We start from the raw sequence: 24,620 nt of genomic DNA, 5'->3' as shown, positions 1-24,620 counted from the left end.
CGCGGTTACTTGGTGGTCGTGTCGCGTAACTCTTCGTCGCGGCGCCCTACTTGGCGCAGGTCACCTTGTCCGCCGTCGTCTTGCTGTCCACGTCCGGCGCCTTTGTCGGAGTGGTGAGGGAGACACCCGCCCCCTGGAAGTCCTTGCCCAGGGTCAGGGTGATCGCGGGCAGGCCCTGGGAGTTGATCACGCTCTTGCCCGGCTTCATCGCGGAGCCGGACAGCCCCATGAGACTGGCCAGTTCACGTGCCTGATCGGCCTGGTCGGGGGCGTACTCCAGGGTGGTCTTGCTGAGTGCGGCGTCCGCGTTGCCGGCGTTCTCCGACTTGAGGACGCCCTCCTGGTTCTGCAGCCAGCTGAGGGTCTCCTGGGCGCTGCCGGCCGGAGCTCCGCCGTTGAGGATCCGCACCCGCACCGCGGAGGCCGCCGACTTGGAGCCCTCCAGGCGGGCGGCCGCCGCGTCCTTGCTGGCCTGCGCCTGCTTCTTCTTGACGGCCGTGAAGGAGACGTCGTCCCTGATCGCCTGGAAGACGGCGGGGGCCTTCGTCTCGTTGAGCACGACGGTCGCCTTCACCTTCTCCGCCGGGTTGTCCAGCACCGGGATGGTGGTGAAGGTCAGGTTCTTCGGGTTGAGCTTGCCGAGTTCCAGACCCAGGTCCTTCAACTTGCCGATGCTGTCCAGCTGGGAGTCGACGGTGAGCGCCTTGGTGCCGACCTCGGCCAGCTTCAGCAGCTTGGTCGGGCTGGTGAGCGTCGAGTTGGAGCTGAGCTTGCGCATCAGGGCGCTGAGGAACTGCTGCTGGAGCTGGATCCGGCTCAGGTCGCCCCCGAAGCCGACCGAGTGCCGGGTGCGCACGAACGCCAGCGCGGTCTCGCCGGAGATGTTGTGGGTGCCCTTGGACAGCTTCAGATGCGAGTCCGAGTCGTCGATGTCCTTGGCGAGACACACCTCGACCCCGCCGACCGCGTCGGTCAGCGTCTTGACCGCGTTGAAGTCGGCCACCATGAAGTTGTCGGCCTGGATCCCGGTCAGCGCGGTCACCGTGCGCACGGTGCAGCTGGCGGTACGGCCGTCCTGGCCGAGGCTGGTGTTGAAGCGGACGTTCTCGGTGCCCGCGATGACCTTCTCGGTCCCGTCCGACTGTTCCGTCTGGCAGTCGGGCACGTCGACGATGAGGTCACGCGGAATGCTCAACGCGGTGGCGTTCGAGCGGTCCTTGGAGATGTGCAGCAGGATCGTGGTGTCGGCGTGCCCGACGCTGCCGGCGTCGCCGTAGCCCTCGTTGCCGGAGCCCGTCCGCTTGTCGGTACCGATGATCAGCAGGTTGATGGCCTTGTCCTTGCTGAAGCCACCGGTGCTCGCGCCGTCGTCGGAGACGGACGTGATGTTGTCGTTGAGGTGCTTGATGTAGAGGTAGCCGGCGGCCGAGACGGCGACCAGCACGAAGGCCATCGACCCGCCGGTCCACAGCAGGGCCTTCTTCGCCTTCGACTTCTTCTTCACCGGCCGCCGCGAACGGCGCCCCGCGGGCGGCTCGGGCTCGGTGCGCCGCCTGCGCTGTCCCGGCAGCTCCGGGCTCACGGTCTGCCGCGTACCGCCCGCGCTGCTGTCCGGCGAGGCCGGTCTGCGCGGTCCGGGTACCGACGACTGCGGTGCGGAAGGCGTCAGTCGCAGTTCGTATTCACCGGTGTTCGGATTGAGCACCCACTGGTCTGCGGGATCGATGTTGTCCGCCCGCCCACGGCCTTGCGCGTCCACGGTTGTCCGAATCCTCCGTCGGGGCCACGCGGCGCCTTCCCCCCAACCAAGGCGCTCGGTCACGTTTCGCGGTGCACGACCCCAGGACGGACCTCGCGGCCGGGTGCACCGGAGCGCTCACACTATCCGCCCAGTTCAGCGTCGAGTGACGCCAGTGACAAATTCATCCTCCCTACAAGCGGGCAATCCATCTCATTTAACTGACAACGAACGGCGCGGAAGTTCGCCGCCTTGGCACGTGCTTTACGCGCAACTGTCCTCGGCGGCGGTGTTACCGCGGAACGTGGTGCTCTGCGAGTCTCCGGAGGAGGACGCGTTCTTCTTGGCGACCTTCACCGGCCGGTCGGCCCGCAGCAGCGCGAACAGCGCGTCCGCCCTGCCCGCCACCAGCTGGTCCCGGTTGGAGTCGTACACATACGGCTCCCGCGGCACGGTCAGGAACTGCATCTGGTCGGTGGGGATGTCCCGCAGCCCGCGAACCAGCTGGTAAAGCCCCCGCAGACTGGCCAGCTCCGGATCGGTGGTGAGCGCGGAGGTCGCCGCGTCCAGCAGCGGGTAGAGCTTCGCCGGATTCAGCAGTACGTCACTGCTCTGCACCTTGTTGACGAGCGCCCCCAGAAACTGCTGCTGGCGGTCCATCCGCCCGGTGTCACTGCCGTCCCCGAGCGACTTGCGCACCCGTACGTACCCCAGCGCCTGCTCCCCGTCGAGGGTGACCCGTCCGGCGGGCAGCCGCAGCTTCGCCGCCTTGTCGTTGATCGGCTCCTTCAGGCACACCTGCACTCCGTCGATCGCGTCGACCACGTCCTTGAACCCGCTGAAGTCGACGACGACGTGGTGATCGATCCGGATGTCCGTGAGCTTCTCGACGGTACGGATGGTGCAGGCCGAACCCCCCACCTCGAACGCCGAGTTGAACAGCGTGAAGGAGGGCTCGCTGCGCCGCCCGTCGCCGCGCAGGCAGCCGGGCACGTGCACCATCAGGTCGCGGGGCAGCGAGACCGCGGTGGCGCTGCGCCGGTCGCGGGCGAGATGCAGCAGGATCGTGGTGTCGGAGCGCTCGGTGCCCGAGTCCTTGCCGTAGCGGCGGTTGCCCGCCCCGGCGCGGGTGTCCGACCCGATGAGGAGGATGTTCTGCGCGCCCCGCACCAGCGCGGTGGGCCGCTCCCGCTCGTACCGGGCGAGCTCGGCCTCGGCCGCGTCGTCGGCGGTGATGTTGTGACTGAGCTTGGCGTACAGCGCCCAGCCGCCGCCGACAGCCCCGACGAGCAGCACCCCGGCACCGAGGGCCGCCCCCCGTACCCAACGCCGCCGACGCCGCCGGGCAAGCCCGTCCCCGGTGGCGGATGCCCCTACGACGTCAGTCACCCCTCAACAGTGCCTGGCCCGGCGACAACAGGCGGCCCCAACTACTCCACCCGGGCGAGCCGCGGCCCCCACGAAGCCGCGGTGGGCTGTTTACGCGGGTGCCTTGTCCTACGGGGGGCCGGGCTGTTTACGCGGGTGCCTTGTCCCACCTTCTCGGGGGCGCGGGGCCGTGTCGACGTGCGGCTCCGCCGCGTGGGCGCGACCAGCCCCCACCGGCCCGCACCGGGCGAACGACCTCACCGCGCCGACGCAGTCACCCGCTCACTCTCGATCCGCTTCGCGATCCCTTCCTCCCCCAGTTCCCCCAGATGCCGGCACAGCACCACCGACCCCCCGACCACGAGCGGCGCGTACAGCCCCGCGCTCAGCCCTTCCCACGTGTCGTACCCCAACCCCGACAGCAACCGGGAACCGGGCCCGGTCAGATCCAGCCCCGCCGCATCCCCGAGCGCCCGCTCCACGACCTCGGCGCCACTCAGCTCCGCCCCCGCCACGATCAGCGCGGGCTCCTCCGGATCCACCGGCGAGAACGGCACGAACCGGTCCCCCTGACCCGGCACTTCCACCGCGTAGTCGACGAACCCCTCCGGCGGCCGCGGGAACCGCCCACCCAGCGGCCGCAGCGCGAGAGCGACCCGCTCGCCCCGGCACGCCCGCGCCGCCTCCAGCGACTCCGGCCCGCTCACCACCACGTCGGCCGCCGCCGGCTCCCCGGCCACGTCGGCGATCGCACCCACCGACGAACAGGCCAGCAACCACACCGCCGTCTGCCAGTGCGCGGGCAGCAGCAGGGCCACCCGGTCACCGGGCCCCGCACCGAGGTCGCCTTGCAACAGATTCGCCGTCTTCGCCACCCAATTGGCGAAGGTGGCCACGGACAATTCGACGCGTTCGCCCGTCGCGTCGTCGTAGAAGGTCACCAGGGGGCGTCCGGGATCCGCGGCGAGCGCGGAACGCAGCAGGTCGGCAGGGGTGCGATCGGTGGCGTTCACCCGCGCAAGCGTACGCCGCGCCCGGCGCCCGCACCGGCCGGCGGGGCCACCGGTTCGGCGTAACCGGAGCCGACGGGCCGTCAGTTCCCCGATGGGCGTGTTTGTCTGACTGTGTTCAATATCGGGGCATGCGTGGATTCCTGACTACCTCGATCGGCGTCACCTGCGCGGCGGCCCTCACCCTCCCGCCGGCCGTGCTGAACGTGCCCTCCGCGGCCGCCGCACCCGCGGAGCGGACCACGACGACCACCGGCCGCCCCGGCAGTACCCAGTCGCTGCCCCTCACCCCCCGCACCCGCGGACGCGTCCTCGGCCAAGCCCCCGAACAGGGCGCGTACAGCGCCCACGTGCGCCACTTCTCGCTCGTCGGCGTCGTCTGGGACAACCCCCGAAGAGAACTGCACGGCAAGGTCCAGGTGCGCACCCGGTCCGCCGCCACCGGCCACTGGTCGGGCTGGCAGGACGTCGACACGAACAACGCCGACCACGGCGCCGACCCGGACACCGCGGAGGCCGCCTCCGGCCGGGTGCGCGGTGCCACCGCGCCCCTGTGGGTGGGCGACTCGAACGGAGTCGACGTACGCGTGCGCGCCGAAGCCGGCGACAACCCCGGCGACGGCCTCGCCGACGACGTCGATGACGACCCCGGCGAGGAGTCCGCCCCGCGCGGCGGCGCCGGCGTCGGGCGGGACCTGCTCCCGGCGGGCCTGCGCCTCGAACTCGTCGACCCGGGCGACGATGCCCCGTCCCAGGGCCCGCCCGCCGACAGCCCCCGCACCGACACCGAGGCCGACCCGGCGGCCGCGGTCAACGCCGGCCTGGTGTCGTTCGCCGCCACCGAGATCCCCGCGCTGAGCCGGGAGGACACCGAACGCGAACTCCGGGAACTGAACGGCGCCGGCGCCCCGCTGGCGAAGCCGTACATCGGGCCGCGCCCGAGGATCGTCACCCGCCGCGGCTGGGGCGCCGACGAGTCGCTGCGCGAGAAGGGGTTCGTCTACACCGGGAAGATCAAGGCGGCCTTCGTCCACCACACCGCCTCCGGCAACGGCTACCGCTGTTCCCAGGCCCCGTCCGTCATCCGCAGTATCTACCGCTACCACGTCGTGAGCATGGGCTGGCGGGACATCGGCTACAACTTCCTCGTCGACAGGTGCGGAACCATCTACGAGGGCCGCGCCGGGGGAGCGGCGAAGGCCGTCAGAGGCGCCCACACCCTCGGGTTCAACAACCACAGCATGGGTATCGCGGTGATCGGCACATACGGCTCGCACAAGCCGTCCGCGGCCGCCGTGACCGCCGTCGCCAGGCTCACCGCGTGGAAACTCGGGCTCTTCGGGGCCAATCCGAAGGGAAAGACATATCTGAAGTCCGGGGGTGGCAATCTCTACCCAAAGGGGAAGAACGTACGACTGAACGTGATCTCCGGCCACAGGGACGGGTACGCCACCGAATGCCCAGGCGCCAAGCTCTACGCCAAGCTCGGCTCGGCCCGGACCAGCTCCGCGCGCCTGCAGGGACGCTGAGTACGGGGCCCGCGTTCACCGCCGTCGGGGGCAGTCGGGGGAAACCGCATACCCATGCCGCGTGGCACCGCGCGGCCGTCGAGGGCCCGTCGCACGGTCTGCATACACTGGCCGGCCGACAGAGAGTTCGGCCGGTCCCGGCAGGAAGCAGAGACGACAGGTGACAGAAGCGATCCTCCTCGTCGGCGGCAAAGGCACCCGGCTGCGCCCGCTCACGGTCCACACGCCCAAGCCGATGGTCCCGGCGGCCGGCGTGCCGTTCCTGACCCACCAGCTGGCCAGAGCCAGAGCGGCGGGCGTGGAGCACATCGTCCTCGCGACGAGTTACCTGGCGGACGTCTTCGAACCGTACTTCGGCGACGGCGCGGCACTCGGCCTGCACATCGAGTACGTCACCGAGGACGAACCGCTCGGCACCGGCGGCGCGATCCGCAACGTGGCCGCCCGGCTGCACTCCGGCCCGGACGACCCGGTCCTGATCTTCAACGGCGACATCCTGACCGGCCTGGACATCAGCGCCCTGGTGGCCACCCACGAGTCGACGTCCGCCGACATCTCCCTGCACCTCACCCAGGTGACGGACCCCCGCGCCTACGGCCTCGTCCCCACCGACGGGACGGGCAGGGTCCTGGCCTTCCTGGAGAAGCCGCAGACCCCCGAGGAGATCGTCACCGACCAGATCAACGCGGGGGCGTACGTCTTCCGCCGCTCGGTCATCGACACGATCCCGGCGGGCCGCCCGGTGTCCGTGGAGCGCGAGACCTTCCCCGAACTGCTCGCGGCCGGCGCCCACCTCCAGGGCATGGTCGACTCCACGTACTGGCTGGACCTCGGCACGCCCGCGGCCTTCGTCCGCGGCTCGGCGGACCTCGTCCTGGGCCGCGCCCCGTCCCCCGCGGTTCCCGGCCGCTGCGGCGACCGCCTCATCCTCCCGACGGCCCGGGTCGCGGCGGACGCGAAGCTGACGGGGGGCACGGTGGTGGGCGAGGGCGCGTTCGTGGCGGAGGGCGCGCGGGTCTTCGGCTCGACCATCCTCCCGGGCGCTGTGATCGAACCCGGCGCCGTCATCACCGACTCCCTCATCGGCAACGGCGCCCGCGTCGGCGAACGCTCGGTCCTCACGGGCACGGTGATCGGCGACGGCGCGGTCATCGGCGCCGACAACGAGCTGCGCGAGGGCGCCAGGGTGTGGTGCGACGCGATGATCCCGGCGGGGGCGGTGCGGTTCTCCTCGGACCAGTAGGGGTGGTGGCGGTGGTGGATTGACTGCGGGCGCGTGGGGGCTGCTCGCGCAGTTCCCCGCGCCCCCTTACGGGGCGCTTCACAGCTACCCAGCTGCGGGCAGTCGTGCCGCAGGGCGGCACGGGTGGGCGCTGGGGGTCCCTCCTCTGGGGGAGGCACCCCGCCAACGCGGGCGAGTGAAACCCCCGCGCCCCGGCTCCATCCACCCGCACTTCACAACCGGCCGATATCCCCTCGCGTCATCCGAGGCGCCCGTCTCGCCGGCGTATGCCCACTCAGCAGAATCAACCGAGCCGCCCGATGCCGCTGGCCCGCATACGGCTCAAGCAACCGCAGCATCACCTCGTCATCGGCATGCCGGTCCCCGGCCAACGCCCACCCCACGATCCCCGGCAGGTGCAGGTCCCCGACCGTCACCGCATCCGCCGCCCCATGACTGCGCTGCACGGTCTCCGCGGACGTCCACGGCCCCACCCCCGGCACCACCTCCAGCCGCGCCCGTGCCGCCTCCGGCGCCATCCCCACGGCCTGCTCCAGCCGCGCGGCGACCCGCACCGCCCGCAGAACCGTCGAGGCCCGCTTGTCGTCGACCCCGGCCTTGTGCCACTCCCAGGACGGGATCAGCGCCCAGGTACGCGGCGCCGGCATCACCCACATCGGCCGCTCGCCCACCCCCGCCGGGCCCGGCGCGCGCTCCCCGAACCTCCGCACCAGCAACCGCCACGCCCGGTACGCCTCGTCGGTGGTGACCTTCTGCTCCAGCACCGACGGAATCAACGACTCCAGGACCAGCCCGGTCCGCGTCAGCCGCAACCCCGGCCGCCGATGCCGAGCCGCCGCCACGACCCGGTGCCGCGGCACGAACACGGCCGGGTCGTCGGCGGAGCCGAGCAGCTCCGGCAACTGCTCCAGCAGCCACTCGCTCCCCGGCCCCCAGGCCTCCCCGCGCACCTCACCGCCGTACACGGCGACCCGCAACGTCCCGGGCCCGGCAGGCGTCAGACTGGCCCGCCACACAGACCCGTCACGGGTGGCCCGAAACGTGGGATCTCCGGCCCCCCGCCGCAGCGGCCCCAGCACAAGCCCCAGCTCAAGAGCCCCGTCCGGCTTCCACACCCGAACCCGCCCAGGCGCGACCGCCTGCCGAGGCACCCCGGCAGGCACGACGACCTGCCCACCCCGCACAGTCGCACGCGTGGGCTTCGGAGCAAACCGACCAGCCACTCAAGGAATCCTAGGCCTCAGGCGCCCCGTCTTTCAGGGGCGCGGGACTGTGTCCGACATGCGGCTACCGCCGCATGGGCGCGACCAACCCCACAAACGTGCACTCGCCGACGAACCGCTTCGCCCCGAACCGAAGGCGGCGAAAGCTCACCGCACTTCGACAAACGCCCCCGCCTCCCTCTCGGCCCTGGCCCGCGGAGCCTCCGCAGCCTTCCCCACGGCAACCGCTCCCATCGGCTCCCACTCGGCCGGAAGCGCGAGCGCCTCCCGCACCACATCCCGGCAGAACATCGTCGACGACACCCATGCCGACCCCAGCTGCTCCCCGGCCAGCGCGACCAGGAAGTTCTGCACCGCGGCCCCCACCGCGACCACGAACATCTCCCGCTCGGCGGCGTCGCGCCGCGGGTCCCCGTACGTGTGCGACCCGTCCATCACCAGACAGGGCACCGCCAGGTACGGCGCGTTCCGCAGCACATCCCCCCGCCGCACCCGTTTCGCGATGGACTCCTCCGACTTGCCGTCCTTCCTCAGGTCGGCGATCCACGCGTCCCGCATCGCGTCCAGCAACCGCAGGCGCGCCTCGGCCGACTCCAGCAGCACGAACCGCCACGGCGTCGTGTGATGCGGCGCCGGCGCGGTCACGGCCGCGGCGACCGCCCGCCGTACCGCCCCGGGGTCGACGGGCTCGTCGGTGAACGCCCGCACCGTCCGGCGCAGCGTCACCGCTTCCCGGACCGCCTCGGACGTCCCGAGCCGGAACATGTCGCTGCCCGCGTCCCGGACCAGCGTCCGCGCGCCGTCCCCGTCGTCGCCTGCGTCCGCCACGACATGGGCGAGGCCCCGCACCACGGCGACCGGCGTCCCCGTCGCCTTGCCCTTCACCAGGTCACCGGCGGCGGCCAGTTCGTCGGCCGTGGCGACGACCGTCGCGACCAGCGGATTGCCGTACGCGTCCACGCCCCCGCGCAGATCGTCCAGCACCGCCACGCCGGCGGCACCGATGGTGACGTCCGTGAGTCCCGACCGCCAGGGTCGCCCGGAGGTGTCGGTGACGATCACCCCGACGTTGACGCCCAGCGCGTCCCGCAGGCCCGCGCGTACGGCACGGGCCGACGCGTCGGGATCCTCGGGCAGCAACAGCACGGTCCCGGACGGGGTGTTGGACGCGTCCACTCCGGCCGCCGCCATGACCAGGCCCTGCCGGTTCTCCACGATCCGCAGGGGCCCGCGCCGGGCCACCACCCGCACGGTCTCGGCGTCGATCGCCGCCTCCCGGTCGGCCGCCTCGACGATCCGCCCCTCGGCCTTGGAGACGATCTTGGAAGTGACGATCACCACGTCACCGTCGGCCAGCCCCGGCTCCGCCGCGGCGATCAGCTTCGCCAGGTCGTCACCCTGCTGCACCTCGGGGATCCCGGGCAGCGCCCACACCCGGTACCCGGGCACCGCGTCGGCCGTGCCGGTCGTGTCGGCCACAGCGGTCGTGTCGGCCACAGCGATCGTGCCGGGCGTGTCGTCGGTCGCGTCCGTCATGCCCCGCGCACCTCCTCGGCCAGCGCCAGCGCCTCCCGGGCCATCTGCGCGGCGGCGCCCAGGTCGGTCATCATCAGCGGTACGGCCCGGCAGCGGATGCCGGCCGCCTCCACGCGCGCGACACTGCCCGCGTCCACGGAGTCGACGAGCCAGCCGTCGAGGAGCCCGGAGCCGTAGTGCTCGGCGACCGCCGCGGCCGTCGACTCCACGCCCACCGCCGCGAGCACCTTGTCGGCCATCCCGCGCACCGGCGCGTCCCCGACGATGGGGGAGAGGCCCACCACCGGCACGCCGGCGTTCGCGATGGCCTCCCGGATGCCGGGCACCGCGAGGATCGTGCCGACGGAGACCACCGGGTTGGACGGCGGGAAGAGGATGACGTCCGCCGCGGCGACGGCCTCCAGAACGCCGGGCGCCGGCTTGGACTGCTCGGCGCCGACGGGGACGACCGCCTCGGCGGGGACGCCCGCCCGCAGCCGTACCCAGTACTCCTGGAAGTGCACGGCCTTGCGCTCGCCGTCGACCTCGACGGCGACATGGGTCTCGACCCGGTCGTCGGTCATCGGGATCAGCGTCACGCCCGGCTTCCAGCGGTCGCACAGCGCCTCGGTCACCGCGCTCAGCGGAAACCCGGCGCCCAGCATCTGGGTGCGCACGATGTGCGTCGCGAAGTCCCGGTCGCCGAGCCCGAACCAGTCCGGCCCCACCCCGTAGGCGGCGAGCTCCTCCTTGAGGTGGAAGGTCTCGTCGGCCCGCCCCCAGCCCTGCTCCTCGTCGATGCCGCCACCGAGCGTGTACATCACCGTGTCGAGGTCCGGGCAGACCTTCAGCCCGAAGAGGTGGATGTCGTCCCCGGTGTTGCCGATGACGGTCACGTCGGCGTCCGGCACGGCCTGCTTGAGACCGCGCAGGAACCGGGCACCGCCGATGCCGCCTGCCAGAACCACAATGCGCATGCGCCAAGTCTTGCAGGCGGGTCGGACAACGCGTCACGCAGTCACGGGACGGGCCTCGCAAGCGGCCGCGGCCGCCGTGCGCATAGGCATCTCGGTCAGGCCCGGGTAGTACACGTGCAGGCTCACCGCGGGCTCCAGGGCGTCGTTCACCACCTCGTGCGCGTACCCCGGCGCGAACACCCGTTGCGCACCGGCGCTCAACGCGCGCGTGCCGCGCTCGGTGCGTTCGGTGAGCGCGCCCTCCAGGACCGTCAGCACGCCGGAGGAGCGGCCGTGGTCGTGGAGTCCGCTGCCCTGTCCGGGCACCCACGACAGCAGCCACACCTCGTAGCCGGGGCCGGTGCGCAGCCGGTGGTACCAGCGGCTGGTCGCGTCGTACCGGACGAGGTGCTCCCACTGCGAGCGGTCGGCGGCGATCGTGCGGGCGAGCCCGACGAACTCGGCCACGGTGACCGGGTGCTCGCGCGGGGGCTGCAGCAGGTGCGCGACTTCGAGGATGTCGCCGGCGATCTGGAGGTCGTTGTCGCTGTTCATGGGGGTGCGGTGGTTCCTCAGTGAAGAAGGTCAGCGGGGAACGAAAGCGAAAACCGAGTCCGGGGACTCGGTCTGCAGCTGGAGCGGTGGGATACGGCTACGGCTCAACAGCTGGAACAGCAACAGCTACAGCGAGCACGGGCAGCACCGTGGGACCCGGCGGTGCGGGTCGAGGTGGATGCCAAGTTCGCGAGCATGCCCACAAGGACATCGGTTCACACCTCCCGTGTCAACTCGACGCCCGGTATGTGGGACACGGTTCACCTCATCCGGTCCATCTCGCTGCGGAAAGGTTTGCTCAGTGGGCACCCGGGACACATGGCGCACAACCGGGCGCGCGAGCCACTTCGGAACGCGATCGAACATCTGGGCGTCCTTCTTCGTACAACCTCTGTATGGGGTCGGAGGCCCGTGACGGGCCTCGTCTGCATGTCAAGGTTTATGCCGATTTGAACACTTTCCGCACGGCCTTGGTTCCGCAGAGTGAATAACGGGCCCAATAGCAGATCTCGGCTTGACTCGCCCGGAGCAGCACACTTGTAATTTCACTCGTGTCGTTCAGCCGAAATCGGTAACGGCCGGGCACGGGGACGTGAAAGACAGACGAGGGGCGCACATGACCGAGCTGGTGCAGCAACTGCTGGTCGACGACGCGGACGAGGAACTCGGCTGGCAGGAGCGCGCGCTGTGCGCCCAGACCGACCCCGAGTCCTTCTTTCCCGAGAAGGGCGGCTCCACCAGAGAGGCCAAGAAGGTCTGCCTCGCCTGCGAGGTGCGCTCCGAGTGCCTTGAGTACGCCCTCGCCAACGACGAGCGCTTCGGTATCTGGGGCGGACTCTCCGAGCGGGAGCGCCGCCGCCTCAAGAAGGCCGCTGTCTGAAGCGGACGCCGAGACGGGTGCCCGAGCCGGACGTCCACACAACGCACACATCTGAGCTGCGCGAACGGCCCGTCGCGGGTGGGTTATCCACAGGCGGCGGGCCGTCGAGATGCCCAGCCGATAGTGTGGTCGCTCGTCCGAGACGCCTCGCCGCCACCAGCGGGCGCAGGAGTCCACCGCAGTCCATCGAACCGGGGCCCGTACCTCGATGTCCGTGCACAGCCACACGGCAGCCCAAGAGACGGCTGCCACAGCGGGGTTTGACCCAACCCGCCCGCCCGAGTTTCCGCGTCATGTGGTGACCGCGGTGCTCGTCTCCCACGACGGCGCCCGCTGGCTGCCCGACGCGCTCGCCGGGCTGCTCGGCCAGGAGCGCCCCGTCCAGTACGCGGTGGCGGCCGACACCGGCAGCGCGGACGACTCCGCCCAGCAGCTCACCGCGTCCCTCGGCGACGCCAACGTCCTGCACCTGGCCCGCCGCACCGGCTTCGGCCAGGCCGTCGAGGAGGCGAGCCGCACCGCGCCCGTCCTCACCCCGGACGACCTGCCGTACCTGAAGCGGCCCAGCGGCTGGGACCCGGTCACCCGCCAGTGGCGCGACGACGCCTACGACATGCCCGAGCTGCCCTACGGCGAGCCGGTCCAGTGGCTGTGGCTGCTGCACGACGACTGCGCCCCGGAACCCGAGGCCCTGGCCCAGCTGCTGCGGGTCGTGGACAACGAGATGGAACTGGGCCGCGACGACGTGGCGGTCGTCGGCCCCAAGCTGCGCGGCTGGTACGACCGCAGGCAGCTGCTGGAGGTCGGCGTCACCATCGCCAACTCCGGCCGCCGCTGGACCGGCCTGGACCGCCGTGAGCAGGACCAGGGCCAGCACGACCACATCCGGCCCGTGCTCTCCGTCTCCACCGCCGGCATGCTGATCCGCCGCGACGTCTTCGAGGAGCTCGGCGGCTTCGACCGCAGGCTGCCCCTGATGCGCGACGACGTCGACCTGTGCTGGCGCGCGCACAACGCGGGCCACCGTGTCCTGGTCGCCCCCGAGGCCGTCGTACGGCACGCCGAGGCAGCCTCCCGCGAGCGCCGCGCCGTCGACTGCGCCGGCCGCACCACCGCCTCCCCGCACAAGGTCGACAAGGCCGGCGCCATCTACACCCTGCTGGTCAACGCCCGTACGGCCGTGCTGCCGTGGATCCTGCTCCGCCTGGTCCTCGGCACCCTGCTGCGCACCGTCGCCTACCTCGTCGGCAAGGTCCCCGGACAGGCCCTGGACGAGATCCGCGGCCTGCTGGGCACCCTGCTGCGGCCCGAGCGGATCATCGCCGGGCGGCGCAGGCGCGGCCGCTCCCAGCTCGACAAGGGCGAGCTGCGCCCCCTGTTCCCGCCGCCCGGCGCCACCGTCCGGGCCACCGTCGAGCAGGTCGCGGGCAACCTCTTCGGCAGCGACGACGAGATCTCCGCGGCCGGCCGGCACGGCGGCGCCGTCGAGTCCGGACCCGGCGGCGACGACGCCGACTTCCTGGAGATCGAGCAGTTCGCCCGCCTCAAGCGCATCGCCCGCAAGCCGGGCCCGGTGCTCTTTCTGGTGCTGCTGCTGATCTCGCTGGCCGCCTGCCGCGCGCTGCTCGGCTCCGGCGCGCTCGCGGGCGGCGCCCTGCTGCCCGCCCCCGGCACCGCGGGCGAGCTGTGGTCGCGCTACCTGGACGCCTGGCACGCGGTCGGCGCCGGCGGCACCCCGGCCGCACCGCCGTACCTCGCGATCGTCGCCTCCCTGGCCGCCCTGCTGTTCGGCTCGACCGGGCTCGCGGTCACCGTGCTGCTGGTCGCCTCGGTACCGCTCGCCGGATTCACCGCCTACTTCGCCTCCCGCCCGCTGGTCACCTCGCGCCTGCTGCGCGCCTGGGCGGCCATCGCCTACGCCTTCCTGCCCGCCGCCACCGGCGCCCTCGCGGGCGGCCGCATCGGCACCGCCGTCCTCGCGATCCTGCTGCCGCTGATCGCCCGCGCCGGCATCGCGGCGAGCGGCCTCGCGAACTCCTCCGGGGCACGGGGAAGCTGGCGCGCGACCTGGGCGTACGCGCTGCTGCTGACCATCACCACCGCGTTCACGCCGGTCGTCTGGCCGATCGCCCTGGTCCTCGGCCTCGCCGTGCTCGCCGCCCGCCGCTCCGACCTGGTCCCCTCCGGCCTGCGGCTGCTGGCCCAGCTCGGCACCCCGCTGCTGGTCCTCGCCCCCTGGTCGCTGACCCTGCTGCCGTTCGGCTTCTTCAAGGAAGCCGGGCTGGAGTACGGCTCCTCGGCCGCCTCCGCCCTCGACCTGCTCGGCGCCAGCCCGGGCGGCCCCGGCACGCTCGACGGGCTGATGCTCATCGGCATCGTCCTGGCCGCGCTCGCCGCCCTGCTGCGCTCCGAGCGCCAGTCGGCGGTCCGCACCGCCTGGGCGGTCGCCCTGGTCGGCCTGGTCTTCGCGGTCCTGTCCAACAGGTCCACCTGGGCCGGCCCCGCGACCCTGGTCTACGGCATCGCGATCCTGTCCGCCGCCGCGCTCGGCGCCGACGGGGCGCGCTCGCGGGTCGCCGAGCAGAGCTTCGGCTGGCGCCAGCCGGTGGCCGCGCTGATCGCCTTCGCCGCCGCCGCGGGCCCGCTGCTGCTCGCCGCCGGCTGGATGATCGCGGGCGCCGACGGCCCGGTCGAGCGGCGCGACCCGAGCCAGGTGCCCGCGTTCGTCGCCGAGGACAGCAACACCACCGACCAGGTCCGCACCCTCGTCCTCGACAGCGACAGCACCGCGCGCGTGAGCTACATGCTGGTGCGCGGCTCCGGCGCCCGCATGGGCGACGCCGAGGTGGCCGCCGCCGACGGCGAGAACCCCAAGCTCGACAAGGTCGTGGCCAACCTGGTCGCCGGCTCCGGCGCCGACCAGGCCGACCAGCTCGGCGGGTTCGCGGTGCGCTACGTCCTCGTCCACAAGGGCGCACCGCGTGACATCACACGCGTGCTGGACGCCACCCCCGGCCTGTCCCGGCTCAGCCAGCAGGACGGCAGCGCCCTGTGGCGCGTCGACCAGCAGGTCTCCCGCGCGACCATCGTCTCCGCGAACGGCTCGGGCACCTCCGCCTCCGTCGCCGCGGGACCCGTCGACATCCACACCACCATCCCGACCGGCGCCGACGGCCGCATCCTGCGCCTGGCCGACTCGGCCTCCCCGGACTGGACGGCCACCCTGGACGGCAAGCCGCTCACCCGCACCACCGTCGACGGCTGGGCCCAGGGCTTCGAACTCCCCGCCTCCGGCGGGAAACTGGACGTCACCTACGACACGCCGTTCACCCACACCGCCTGGCTCTGGGCACAGGGCGCGCTCTCCGTCGTCCTGGTCGTCCTCGCCCTCCCCGGCCGCCGCCGCGACGTCGACGACGACCTCCCCGAGGAGCAGCCCATCCCCGCCCAGGCCGTCGAGGGCGAGGGCCGCCGCGCCCGCCGGCTGCGCGCCCAGGCGGAGGCCGAGGAGGAGACGATCCCGGAGGACGGCACCGGCGTCCCGGCGGCCGATGAGGAGCAGCCTCCGGCCGCGGTCCCGCAGCAGCAGTCGTACGACGAGTGGGATCCCGCCTCCTACCCGGCGGCCGACGGCTACAACGCCGGCTACGCGGCCGAGTACCAGGACACGGGCACCGGCCAGTACCAGACCGGCGGCTACGACCAGCAGACGTACGACCCTTACCAGACCGGCCAGTACGACCCGTACGCCTACGGCGAGCAGCAGGGGCAGGCGGCGTACGACCCGACGTACCAGCAGGGCTACGACCCCGCCTATGACCCGGCCGCCCAGCACCACCACGGCACCGGTGGCGAGCACCCCGACGGGAGCCAGCAGTGAACCGCACCACCCTGTCCCTGCTCGCCGGTACGGCCGCCCTCGCGGCGGTCACCGGGTTCGCCGCGATCGACCCGCCGGCCACCACCTCCGCCCACACCGCCGAGGCGGCCGCCCAGCTGCCCGTGGAGCGCACCACGCTGCTGTGCCCGGCGCCCAGCATCTCCGACATCGCCGACACCTCGTACACGTCGTTCACGCCCGTCACCCAGGGCACCGCGAGCGACGGCAAGGCCCAACTCCAGGCCGCCACCGAGCAGTCGGCGGACGGGACCGGCAGCGGCGGCAAGAAGAAGGCCGCCAAGCCGGTCCTGACCCCGAAGACGCCCGGGACGCCGGCCACCGCGGACACCTCCGGCGCCGACGGGCCCGCCTACGTCGGCACCGCCGAGGGCAAGTACGCCCCCGGCTGGACGGTCCAGGAGACCACCGAGGTCGCCGCGGGCACCGGGCGCGGCCTCCAGGGGGTCAACTGCACGGCGGCCGACACCGACTTCTGGTTCCCCGGCGCCAGCACCGCCACCGGCCGCACCGACTACGTGCACCTCACCAACCCCGACGACAGCGCCGCCGTCGTCGACATCGAGCTGTACGGCAAGGACGGCCAGCTCAAGTCCTCGGTGGGGGAGGGGATCACGGTCCAGCCGCACGCCAGTGAGCCGGTCCTGCTGTCCACGCTCAGCGACGAGAAGCAGACCGACCTGACCGTGCACGTGAGCGTGCGCAGCGGCCGGGTCGGCGCCAGCGTGCAGGCCCTGGACGACAAGTCCGGCGGCGACTGGCTGGCAGCATCCGCCGACCCGTCCGGCAGCCTCGTGCTGCCCGGCATCCCCAAGGACGCCACCGACGTCCGGCTGATCGCCTTCACCACCGGTGACAGCGACGCGGACCTGAAGGTGCGCCTCGCCTCCCCGGACGGCACGATCACCCCGGCCGGTAACGAGACGCTGCACGTGAAGTCGGGCATGACCACCGCGACCGACCTCGGCGACGTCACGCGCGGCGAGGCGGGCTCGCTGATCCTCACGCCGAGCGACCAGTCCGTGCCGGTGGTCGCCGCCCTGCGCGTCACCCGCGGCAAGGGCGGCAACCAGGAGACCGCGTACATCCCGGCGACCGCGCCGGTGGGCACGCGCGCGACGTCCGCCGACAACAGCGGCAAGGGCACCACCCTGTCCCTGACCGCGCCCACCGGGACCGCCCAGGTCAAGGTCACGGCGTCGGCGGGCAGCGGCGGCGGCACGGCTGTGTCCAAGACGTTCACGATCAAGTCCGGCACCACCCAGAACGTCGACGCCCCGGTCCCGTCCGGCCTGAAGGGCACGTACGCCCTGACCGTGGAGACGGTCTCCGGCGGCCCGGTCTACGGCGCCCGCACCCTGGCGGCCACCGAGGACGGCGTCCCGGGCTTCACGATCCAGACCCTCCCGGACGACCGCGGCACGGTGGCCGTACCGGAGGCGGACCAGGACGTGTCGGTCCTGCAGAAGTAGCAGAAGCAGCAGAAGTGGGGGTGGACGGGGCCGCCGGGGGCTCAGTCCTCGCCGTAGCGGGGATCGACCGTCTCCGGGGTGAGGCCGAGCAGCTCGGCGACCTGCTCCACGACCACCTCGTGGACCAGCGCGGCCCGCTCGTCGCGCCCCTTGGTGCGGATCTCGACCGGCCGCCGGTAGACGACCACCCGCGCCCGCCGCCCCTCGCGCGCGGGAATGACGCCGCCCAGCGGCACCGCCTCGTCGCTCCAGGTCTCCCCGTGCCGGTCCTGGAGCCGGGGCACCTCAAGGACCAGGAAATCGATGTCGGCGAGCTGCGGCCAGCGCCGCTCCAGGCGCTCCACCGAGTCCTGCACCAGGTCCGCGAAGACGTCGGCGCGGCTCGCGGCCAACGGCACCTGAGGTGGCGCGATCGGCCCGCGCATGCCCCGACCGTGGCGATCGCGTCGACGAGGCCCGGGGCCGGCGGCACGGGGCGGTACACGGTTGTCCATCACTGGTGAAGCGTAGTCCTCGCGGGCTCCGGCCGCGCCGCCGCACGCACCGGCGACCCCCGGGGCGGCATGTCGCGGGATGAACGTTCCAGCCAAGGTTGGGCTCGTTTCCGTATCTCCACGAGACCGGCGGCCACAAGGCAATTGACGGTGTTTGTACCGACTCGTGACCGGATGCGATACTGACCATGACCCCGGACGGTGTCCTCCATGCAGGTCAACAGGGCGTGTCGGGAGGGGTGTGTGGGGCGTTTCACAGTACGACACGGTGGAGTGACCTGGGGGAGAGTCGTCGCGGCCCGCTCAAGAGTGCGGTACCGTCCAACGTCGTGAGCCCTGTACGTCGCTGTTCGCGAACCGCCTGCGGCCGACCCGCCGTCGCGACGCTGACGTACGTCTACGCCGACTCGACCGCGGTCCTCGGCCCGCTCGCCACCTACGCCGAACCCCACTGCTACGACCTGTGCGCCGAGCACTCCGAGCGCCTCACCGCCCCGCGCGGCTGGGAGGTCGTCAGGCTCCTCGACGGCTCCGCTCCCGCGCGGCCGAGCGGCGACGACCTGGAAGCGCTCGCCAACGCGGTGCGCGAGGCGGCCCGCCCCCAGGAGCGGGCGGCCGAGGCGGGCGGCGGCGGCCGCGGCGCGGACCCGATGGAGGTCGCACGGCGCGGCCATCTGCGGGTGCTGCGGTCTCCGGACAACTGACGGCGCAGCGGGCAGCCGACGTCTCGTCGAGCTGCCGCGAATCCTTCCCACCGACGCCCCGTACGGCCAACGCCCGGCCGGTGAAGGCGAACCGGGCCCACGACCGGCCCTTCCTGGACGTCGTCAACCCGAAGGGCGAACCGGTCGGAGGAAATCTCCTCCGCTGACCGATCCTCGCCCCGGGCGGCGCCCGTAGGGGAGTTGCGGTCCTCTCGCCGGAACTCCTGGCGGCCGCCGACGACTCACGATCGCGGGGCCGGCCATGGGGCCGGAGAGCGAAGCCTGCCACGACTGCTCCGCCCTCGTCTTGTGCCGACCGTGATCGACTGGGCCGGATCGCCGCAGATCACAGCAAGGAGTCCGCCGGGTGTCCGCTGGGGGCTCCCGCCTCGGGCCCGCACCCGGACAGGTAGTTTGGGGCGACCGAGAGGATTCCAGGAGGGTTGGCCTGTGGCTGTTGCTGATCTGTCGCAGATCGTGAAGGCGTACGACGTGCGCGGGGTGGTTCCGGACCAGTGGGACGAGGCGCTCGCCGAGCTGTTCGGCGCCGCGTTCGTCCAGGTGACCGGCGCCGCCGCGATCGTCGTCGGCCACGACATGCGGCCCTCCTCACCCGGCCTGTCCCGCGCCTTCGCGCGCGGCGCGACGGCCCGGGGCGTCGACGTCACCGAGATCGGCCTCTGCTCGACCGACCAGCTGTACTACGCCTCGGGCGCCCTCGGCCTGCCGGGCGCGATGTTCACGGCCTCGCACAACCCGGCGCAGTACAACGGCATCAAGATGTGCCGCGCGGGAGCCGCGCCGGTCGGCCAGGACACGGGCCTGACGGAGATCCGGGAGCTGGCCGAGCGCTGGTCGCGGGAGGGCGCCCCCGAGCCGGCCGCCACACCGGGAACCATCACCACCCGGGAGACGTTGTCGGACTACGCGGCCCACCTGCGCTCGCTCGTGGACCTGACCTCCATCCGCCCGCTGAAGGTCGTGGTCGACGCGGGCAACGGGATGGGCGGCCACACGGTTCCGACGGTCTTCGAGGGCCTGCCGCTGACCCTGGTCCCGATGTACTTCGAGCTGGACGGCACCTTCCCGAACCACGAGGCCAACCCGCTCGACCCCGCCAACATCGTGGATCTCCAGCAGCGCGTGCGCGCCGAGTCCGCCGACCTGGGCCTGGCCTTCGACGGCGACGCGGACCGCTGCTTCGTCGTGGACGAGAACGGCGACCCGGTCTCCCCGTCGGCGATCACCGCCCTCGTCGCCGCGCGCGAGCTGGCCAGGAACGGCGGCAAGGGCACGGTCATCCACAACCTGATCACGTCCTGGACCGTCCCCGAGGTGGTACGGGAGAACGGCGGCACCCCCGTCCGCACGCGCGTCGGCCACTCCTTCATCAAGGCCGAGATGGCGAGGTCCGGCGCGATCTTCGGCGGTGAGCACTCGGCCCACTACTACTTCAAGGACTTCTGGAACGCCGACACGGGCATGCTGGCCGCCCTGCACGTCCTCGCGGCCCTCGGCGGCCAGCCCGCCCCCCTCTCCTCCCTCGTCGCCCAGTACGACCGCTACACCGGCTCCGGCGAGATCAACTCCACGGTCACCGACCAGCAGGCCAGCCTCGCCGCGATCCGCGCGGCCTACGGCGACCGCGACGACCTCACCCTCGACGACCTCGACGGTCTCACCGTCACCGCCGCCGACTGGTGGTTCAACGTCCGCCCCTCCAACACGGAACCGCTCCTGCGCCTGAACGCGGAGGCAAGGGACGAGGCGACGATGACGAAGATCAGGGACGAGGTCCTGGCAATCATCCGAGCCTGACCAGAATCAGCTCGCCTTCAGCCAACCGGGCCACCTACCCCGCCCATCACCTTCTCGACCAACCGAGTCGGGTGGTGGGTGGGCGAAGGTCTCGGGGGTCCAGGGCGCGGAGCCCCCTGGGGGTCACCCCGGCGGACGGTCAGCAGGCACCGGCGGCCAGCCCAACCCACCCAACCGGCGGTAACCTGACCGCACGCGAACATCCACCCCGAAGGGAACCCCCCCCATGCCGCTCGAAGCCGGCCTTCTGGAGATCCTCGCCTGCCCGGCCTGCCACGCCACCCTCAAGGAGCAGGACACCGAGCTGATCTGCACCGGCCAGGACTGCGGCCTTGCGTACCCCGTCCGCGACGGCATCCCCGTCCTCCTCGTCGACGAGGCCCGCCGCCCGGCGTAAGCGCGGCAACGCCCCGAACCAAGTTCAAGATCAGGACAGGACCCCGGCACCCGGAGGCCGCTCCATGCTCGACGAATCGCTGCTCGACACCCCGGAGGACCTCGCCGCGGCCGACCGCCGAGGTCTGCTGCGCGGTGCGGCCGAGGCCGGCGCCCGCGTCCGTACGGCCGCCCGGCACGCCACCGAGGCCGGTGTCCAGGAGCTGAAGCCCGACGGCCGCCCGCGCGCCGTCCTGATCGCGGGCCCCGGCGCCGCCGCCACCCACGCCGCCGACCTCCTGGGCACGCTGGCCGGCCCCGGCAGCCCCGTCACCCGCCTGGCCCCCACCGGCGTCGCCCCGGCCGCCGGCGCCCTGCGCTGGGAGCTCCCCGGCTGGGCCGGCTCCGTCGACCTGCTGCTGATCGCCACCCCGGACGGCACCGAACCCAGCCTCTCCCTCCTCGCCGACCAGGCCTACCGGCGCGGCTGCTCGGTCGCCGCCGTGGCCCCCGCCGGCACCCCGCTCGCCGAGGCGGTGGCCGGCGCCCACGGCATGTTCATGCCGCTGGCGACGGCCCCGTACGACCACGGCGAACCGCTCGCCGGCTCCTCCCCGGGCGTGCTGTGGGCGCTGCTCACCCCGCTGCTCGCGCTCCTCGACCGGATCGGTCTGGTCACCGCGCCGCCGGACGCGCTGGGGAAGATCGCCGACCGCCTCGACCACATCGCCGAGCGCTGCGGTCCGGCCATCGTGACGTACAGCAACCCGGCCAAGACCCTCGCCTCGGAACTCGCCGACGCGCTCCCGGTGGTCTGGACGGAGGGCGAGTCGGCAGGCCCGGCCGGCCGTCGCTTCGCCGCCGCCCTCGCCGAACTGGCCGGCCGGCCCGCGCTGGTCGCCGAACTTCCCGAGGCACTGGCGGCCCACACCGCCCTGCTCGCCGGCCCGCTCGCCGCCAGCGCCGACCCCGACGACTTCTTCCGCGACCGCGTGAACGAGCCGCCCGCGCTGCACGCGCGCGTGGTGCTGCTCCGCGACCGTCCCATCGGCGGCCTCACCGCCGCCCCCGCCGCCCGCGACCTCGCCCTCAGCCACGACACCCCGATCAGCGAGCTGGAGCCCGAGGCGGGCGACGACCTGGAGACCCTGGCGGAACTGATCGCCGTCACGGATTTCGCCGCCGTTTACCTGGCGCTCGCTTCGAGGGCCTGAGGTGGACACCGACACCGGACCCGCCGCACGAAGGACGACCTGAGGGCCGTACCGCAGGCGGACCGGCAGCGGAACACACGGTGAACACAGGCGCCGTACACCGCCGTACGACGCGCCGCGTGCTTCCGCCTGCCCGTGTTCGCCCCCGCCCGCAGAGAGAACCCGCAGAGAGAAGTCATGGATCTCCTCGACAACACCATCCGTCCCTACGCCTGGGGTTCCCCGACCGCCATCCCGAAGCTGCTCGGGGTCGAGCCGAGCGGCGAGCCGCAGGCGGAGATGTGGATGGGCGCGCACCCGGGCGCCCCCTCACGCACCGCGCGCGGCACGCTCGTCGAGGTCGTCGACGCGGACCCGAAGGCCGAACTGGGCGCGGCGGCCGTCGCCAGATTCGGCCCGCGCCTGCCCTTCCTGCTCAAGATCCTCGCCGCCGGCGCCCCGCTCTCCCTCCAGGTGCACCCCAACCTGGAGCAGGCCAGGGAGGGTTACGAGGACGAGGAGCGGCGCGGCATCCCGGTCGACGCCCCGCACCGCAACTACAAGGACGCCAACCACAAGCCCGAACTGATCTGCGCCCTCACCGAGTTCGACGGCCTGTGCGGCTTCCGCGCCCCGGAGCAGTCGGCCGCACTCCTCGACGGGCTCGGCGTGAACTCCCTCAAGCCGTACGTCGACGCGCTGCGCGCCCACCCCGAGGACGCGGCCCTGCGCGAGGTCCTCACCGCGATCCTCAGCGCCGACCGCGAGGAGATGGCCCACACGGTCGCCGAGGCCACCGCCGCCTGCACCCGCCTCGGCGGTGACTACGCGCCCTACGCCGACATCGCCCACCACTACCCGGGCGACCCCGGCGTGATCGCCGCCATGCTCCTCAACCACGTCCGCCTGCAGCCCGGTGAAGCCCTCTTCCTCGGCGCCGGCATCCCGCACGCCTACCTCAACGGCCTCGGCGTCGAGATCATGGCCAACTCCGACAACGTCCTGCGCTGCGGACTGACCCCCAAGCACGTCGACGTCCCCGAACTCCTGCGTGTCGTCCGCTTCGAGGCGGGCGACGCGGGCGTGCTGCGCCCCGAGGCGGCCCCGGACGGCGAGGAGGTCTACGAGACGCCGATCGACGAGTTCCGGCTCTCCCGGTACGTCCTGCCCGAGGGTACCGCCGCCCATGACCTGACCCTGCCGACCCCGCAGATCCTGCTCTGCACGGCCGGTACGGTCCGCGTCGGCGAGTACGACCTGACCCCGGGCCGGTCGGTGTTCGTCCCCGCGGGCGAGAAGGCGGAGGTGTCGGGCGCGGGCACGGTGTTCCGCGCCACGGTGGTCGTCTGAGAGGTCCGCCGAGTCGCCCCCGGACCGGGCTGCAAGAATGACCCACCGGCAAAGCACGGGCAAAAGACGAGTACCGGCGAGAACGAGAAGGGACAACGCGAACACATGAGCGCGTCAGGCGGCACCAGGGCGATCGTGGCGGCACTCGGCGCCAACCTCGCGATCGCGGTATCGAAGTTCGTGGCGTTCGCGTTCAGCGGCTCCTCGTCGATGCTCGCCGAGGGCGTCCACTCGCTCGCCGACTCCGGCAACCAGTTCCTGCTGCTCATCGGCGGCAAGAAGGCCCAGCGCGAGGCGACCCCCCAACACCCCTTCGGCTACGGCCGCGAGCGGTACATCTACGCCTTCCTCGTCTCCATCGTCCTCTTCTCGGTCGGCGGCATGTTCGCCATCTACGAGGGCTACGAGAAGATCAGCCACCCGCACGAAGTGGAGCACTGGTACTGGCCGGTGGGCGTCCTCGTCTTCGCTGTCATCGCCGAGGGCTTCTCCTTCAGAACGGCCATAAAGGAGTCCAACGAACTGCGTGGCAAGCTGTCCTGGTCGCAGTTCATCCGCCGCGCCAAGGCCCCCGAGCTGCCGGTCGTCCTCCTTGAGGACTTCGGCGCGCTCATCGGTCTCGTCCTCGCCCTCCTCGGCGTCGGCCTGGCCGTGCTCACCGGCGACGGCGTCTGGGACGGCATCGGCACGGTCTGCATCGGTGTCCTGCTCGTCCTGATCGCCCTGGTCCTCGCCGCCGAGACCAAGTCGCTGCTGCTCGGCGAGGCCGCGGGCGTCGAGGAGGTCGAGAAGATCGAGGCCGCGATCGTCGACGGCGACACGGTCACCGGCATCATCCACATGCGCACGCTCCACCTCGGCCCCGAGGAACTCCTCATCGCCGCCAAGATCGCCGTCCAGCACGACGACACGGCCGCCGAGGTCGCCAGGGCCATCAACGCCGCCGAGGCCCGCATCCGCACCGCGGTCCCCATCGCCCGCGTGATCTACCTGGAACCCGACATCTACAGCGAGGCGGAGGCCGCCAAGGGCCCCGACCCGGAAGCCACCCCCGGCGGCCCGACCCCCCACCCCGCCGGCCACTGATCCCGCCGGTCTCCCCGTACACCGCCCCTGCCGACCGCGCTCGCCCGCCCCGAACGGCGTGATCTGATCGGAGGCGGACTGGGGGCGCCCCGCTCCTCCGGTGTAGCTTGGGACGGAGCCAGACGTCGCTGCTGATGGCGGTCGGGCGGTCCACACGGACCGACCGAGGGAGAGAGGGCCTCCGACGGACTGCGCTGCGCGTACGCGGGCATG

At 72.4% G+C, this 24,620-nt stretch carries 19 protein-coding genes; 11 read left to right on the top strand and 8 right to left on the bottom strand.

All coding sequences use genetic code 11. From position 1 onward, the window contains the following. Positions 1 to 46: 46 nt before the first annotated feature. The 3 genes from OHB00_RS21325 to OHB00_RS21315 form a co-directional block, all read right to left on the bottom strand. A complete protein-coding gene (locus OHB00_RS21325) occupies positions 47 to 1,759 on the bottom strand; it encodes an LCP family protein (protein WP_406436519.1) in 1,713 nt (570 codons plus the stop codon). Between the two features lie 243 nt (positions 1,760 to 2,002). Continuing rightward, positions 2,003 to 3,127 (bottom strand): LCP family protein, encoded by a 1,125-nt coding sequence (locus OHB00_RS21320; RefSeq protein WP_406436517.1) that lies wholly within the window; start codon positions 3,125 to 3,127, stop codon positions 2,003 to 2,005. A gap of 236 nt (positions 3,128 to 3,363) precedes the next feature. Beyond that, positions 3,364 to 4,119 carry a TIGR03089 family protein gene (locus OHB00_RS21315; protein WP_406436515.1) on the bottom strand — a complete coding sequence of 252 codons (756 nt, stop codon included), beginning with the start codon at positions 4,117 to 4,119 and terminating at the stop codon, positions 3,364 to 3,366. 128 nt (positions 4,120 to 4,247) lie between these two features. Here OHB00_RS21315 and OHB00_RS21310 point away from each other — a divergent pair, with 128 nt between their 5' ends. Continuing rightward, positions 4,248 to 5,645, top strand: a complete 1,398-nt coding sequence (locus OHB00_RS21310; protein ID WP_406436513.1) for a peptidoglycan recognition protein — start codon at positions 4,248 to 4,250, stop codon at positions 5,643 to 5,645. Between the two features lie 160 nt (positions 5,646 to 5,805). Continuing rightward, positions 5,806 to 6,888: a sugar phosphate nucleotidyltransferase gene (locus tag OHB00_RS21305; protein WP_406436511.1), complete on the top strand. Its 1,083-nt coding sequence runs from the start codon at positions 5,806 to 5,808 to the stop codon at positions 6,886 to 6,888. Between the two features lie 212 nt (positions 6,889 to 7,100). On the opposite strand, the gene OHB00_RS21300 is transcribed toward OHB00_RS21305, so the two are convergent. From OHB00_RS21300 to OHB00_RS21285, 4 genes are all read right to left on the bottom strand, one after another. Continuing rightward, positions 7,101 to 8,111, bottom strand: a complete 1,011-nt coding sequence (locus OHB00_RS21300) for a DNA-3-methyladenine glycosylase family protein (protein WP_406436509.1) — start codon at positions 8,109 to 8,111, stop codon at positions 7,101 to 7,103. Positions 8,112 to 8,258: 147 nt separating this feature from the next. Further along, on the bottom strand, positions 8,259 to 9,647 hold the full coding sequence (locus tag OHB00_RS21295; RefSeq protein ID WP_406436507.1) for a coenzyme F420-0:L-glutamate ligase: 1,389 nt from the start codon (positions 9,645 to 9,647) through the stop codon (positions 8,259 to 8,261). Then, on the bottom strand, positions 9,644 to 10,603 hold the full coding sequence (cofD, locus tag OHB00_RS21290) for a 2-phospho-L-lactate transferase (protein WP_406436505.1): 960 nt from the start codon (positions 10,601 to 10,603) through the stop codon (positions 9,644 to 9,646). Before cofD ends, OHB00_RS21295 begins: the two co-directional genes overlap by 4 nt. 33 nt (positions 10,604 to 10,636) lie before the next feature. Beyond that, complete coding sequence (locus OHB00_RS21285) at positions 10,637 to 11,137, bottom strand: cysteine dioxygenase (RefSeq protein ID WP_406436503.1); 501 nt, start codon at positions 11,135 to 11,137, stop codon at positions 10,637 to 10,639. A 616-nt stretch (positions 11,138 to 11,753) separates the two neighbouring features. Between OHB00_RS21285 and OHB00_RS21280 the strand changes: the two genes are divergently transcribed. The 3 genes from OHB00_RS21280 (at position 11,754) to OHB00_RS21270 (ending at position 17,387) form a co-directional block, all read left to right on the top strand. Further along, positions 11,754 to 12,017, top strand: coding sequence for a WhiB family transcriptional regulator (locus OHB00_RS21280; protein WP_003975777.1), 264 nt, complete (start codon positions 11,754 to 11,756; stop codon positions 12,015 to 12,017). A 208-nt stretch (positions 12,018 to 12,225) separates the two neighbouring features. Beyond that, complete coding sequence (locus tag OHB00_RS21275; protein ID WP_406436501.1) at positions 12,226 to 15,897, top strand: glycosyltransferase; 3,672 nt, start codon at positions 12,226 to 12,228, stop codon at positions 15,895 to 15,897. Next, a complete protein-coding gene (locus tag OHB00_RS21270; RefSeq protein WP_406436499.1) occupies positions 15,894 to 17,387 on the top strand; it encodes a DUF5719 family protein in 1,494 nt (497 codons plus the stop codon). Before OHB00_RS21275 ends, OHB00_RS21270 begins: the two co-directional genes overlap by 4 nt. A 41-nt stretch (positions 17,388 to 17,428) precedes the next feature. Here OHB00_RS21270 and OHB00_RS21265 read toward each other — a convergent pair whose 3' ends face one another. Then, positions 17,429 to 17,881, bottom strand: a complete 453-nt coding sequence (locus OHB00_RS21265) for a metallopeptidase family protein (RefSeq protein ID WP_406445917.1) — start codon at positions 17,879 to 17,881, stop codon at positions 17,429 to 17,431. A gap of 329 nt (positions 17,882 to 18,210) precedes the next feature. Here OHB00_RS21265 and OHB00_RS21260 point away from each other — a divergent pair, with 329 nt between their 5' ends. The 6 genes from OHB00_RS21260 (at position 18,211) to OHB00_RS21235 (ending at position 24,407) form a co-directional block, all read left to right on the top strand. Further along, entirely contained in the window at positions 18,211 to 18,585 is a 375-nt protein-coding gene (locus OHB00_RS21260) for a DUF3499 domain-containing protein (protein ID WP_218162383.1), read from the top strand. 450 nt (positions 18,586 to 19,035) lie between these two features. Continuing rightward, positions 19,036 to 20,403: a phosphomannomutase/phosphoglucomutase gene (locus OHB00_RS21255; protein ID WP_406436497.1), complete on the top strand. Its 1,368-nt coding sequence runs from the start codon at positions 19,036 to 19,038 to the stop codon at positions 20,401 to 20,403. A gap of 226 nt (positions 20,404 to 20,629) precedes the next feature. Continuing rightward, positions 20,630 to 20,800, top strand: a complete 171-nt coding sequence (locus tag OHB00_RS21250) for a Trm112 family protein (RefSeq protein ID WP_393436525.1) — start codon at positions 20,630 to 20,632, stop codon at positions 20,798 to 20,800. Positions 20,801 to 20,864: 64 nt separating this feature from the next. Next, a complete protein-coding gene (locus OHB00_RS21245) occupies positions 20,865 to 21,992 on the top strand; it encodes an SIS domain-containing protein (protein WP_406436494.1) in 1,128 nt (375 codons plus the stop codon). A 177-nt stretch (positions 21,993 to 22,169) separates the two neighbouring features. Further along, positions 22,170 to 23,321, top strand: a complete 1,152-nt coding sequence (gene manA / locus OHB00_RS21240) for a mannose-6-phosphate isomerase, class I (protein ID WP_406436492.1) — start codon at positions 22,170 to 22,172, stop codon at positions 23,319 to 23,321. A gap of 105 nt (positions 23,322 to 23,426) precedes the next feature. Next, positions 23,427 to 24,407, top strand: coding sequence for a cation diffusion facilitator family transporter (locus tag OHB00_RS21235; protein WP_406436490.1), 981 nt, complete (start codon positions 23,427 to 23,429; stop codon positions 24,405 to 24,407). Positions 24,408 to 24,620 lie beyond the last annotated feature (213 nt).

Origin of the sequence: Streptomyces sp. NBC_00631, assembly GCF_045206895.1 — a bacterium.
Classification (GTDB): Bacteria; Actinomycetota; Actinomycetes; order Streptomycetales; family Streptomycetaceae; genus Streptomyces.
The sequence above is the reverse complement of the archived record's forward strand: the minus strand, read 5'-3'. Positions and strand labels throughout refer to the sequence as shown.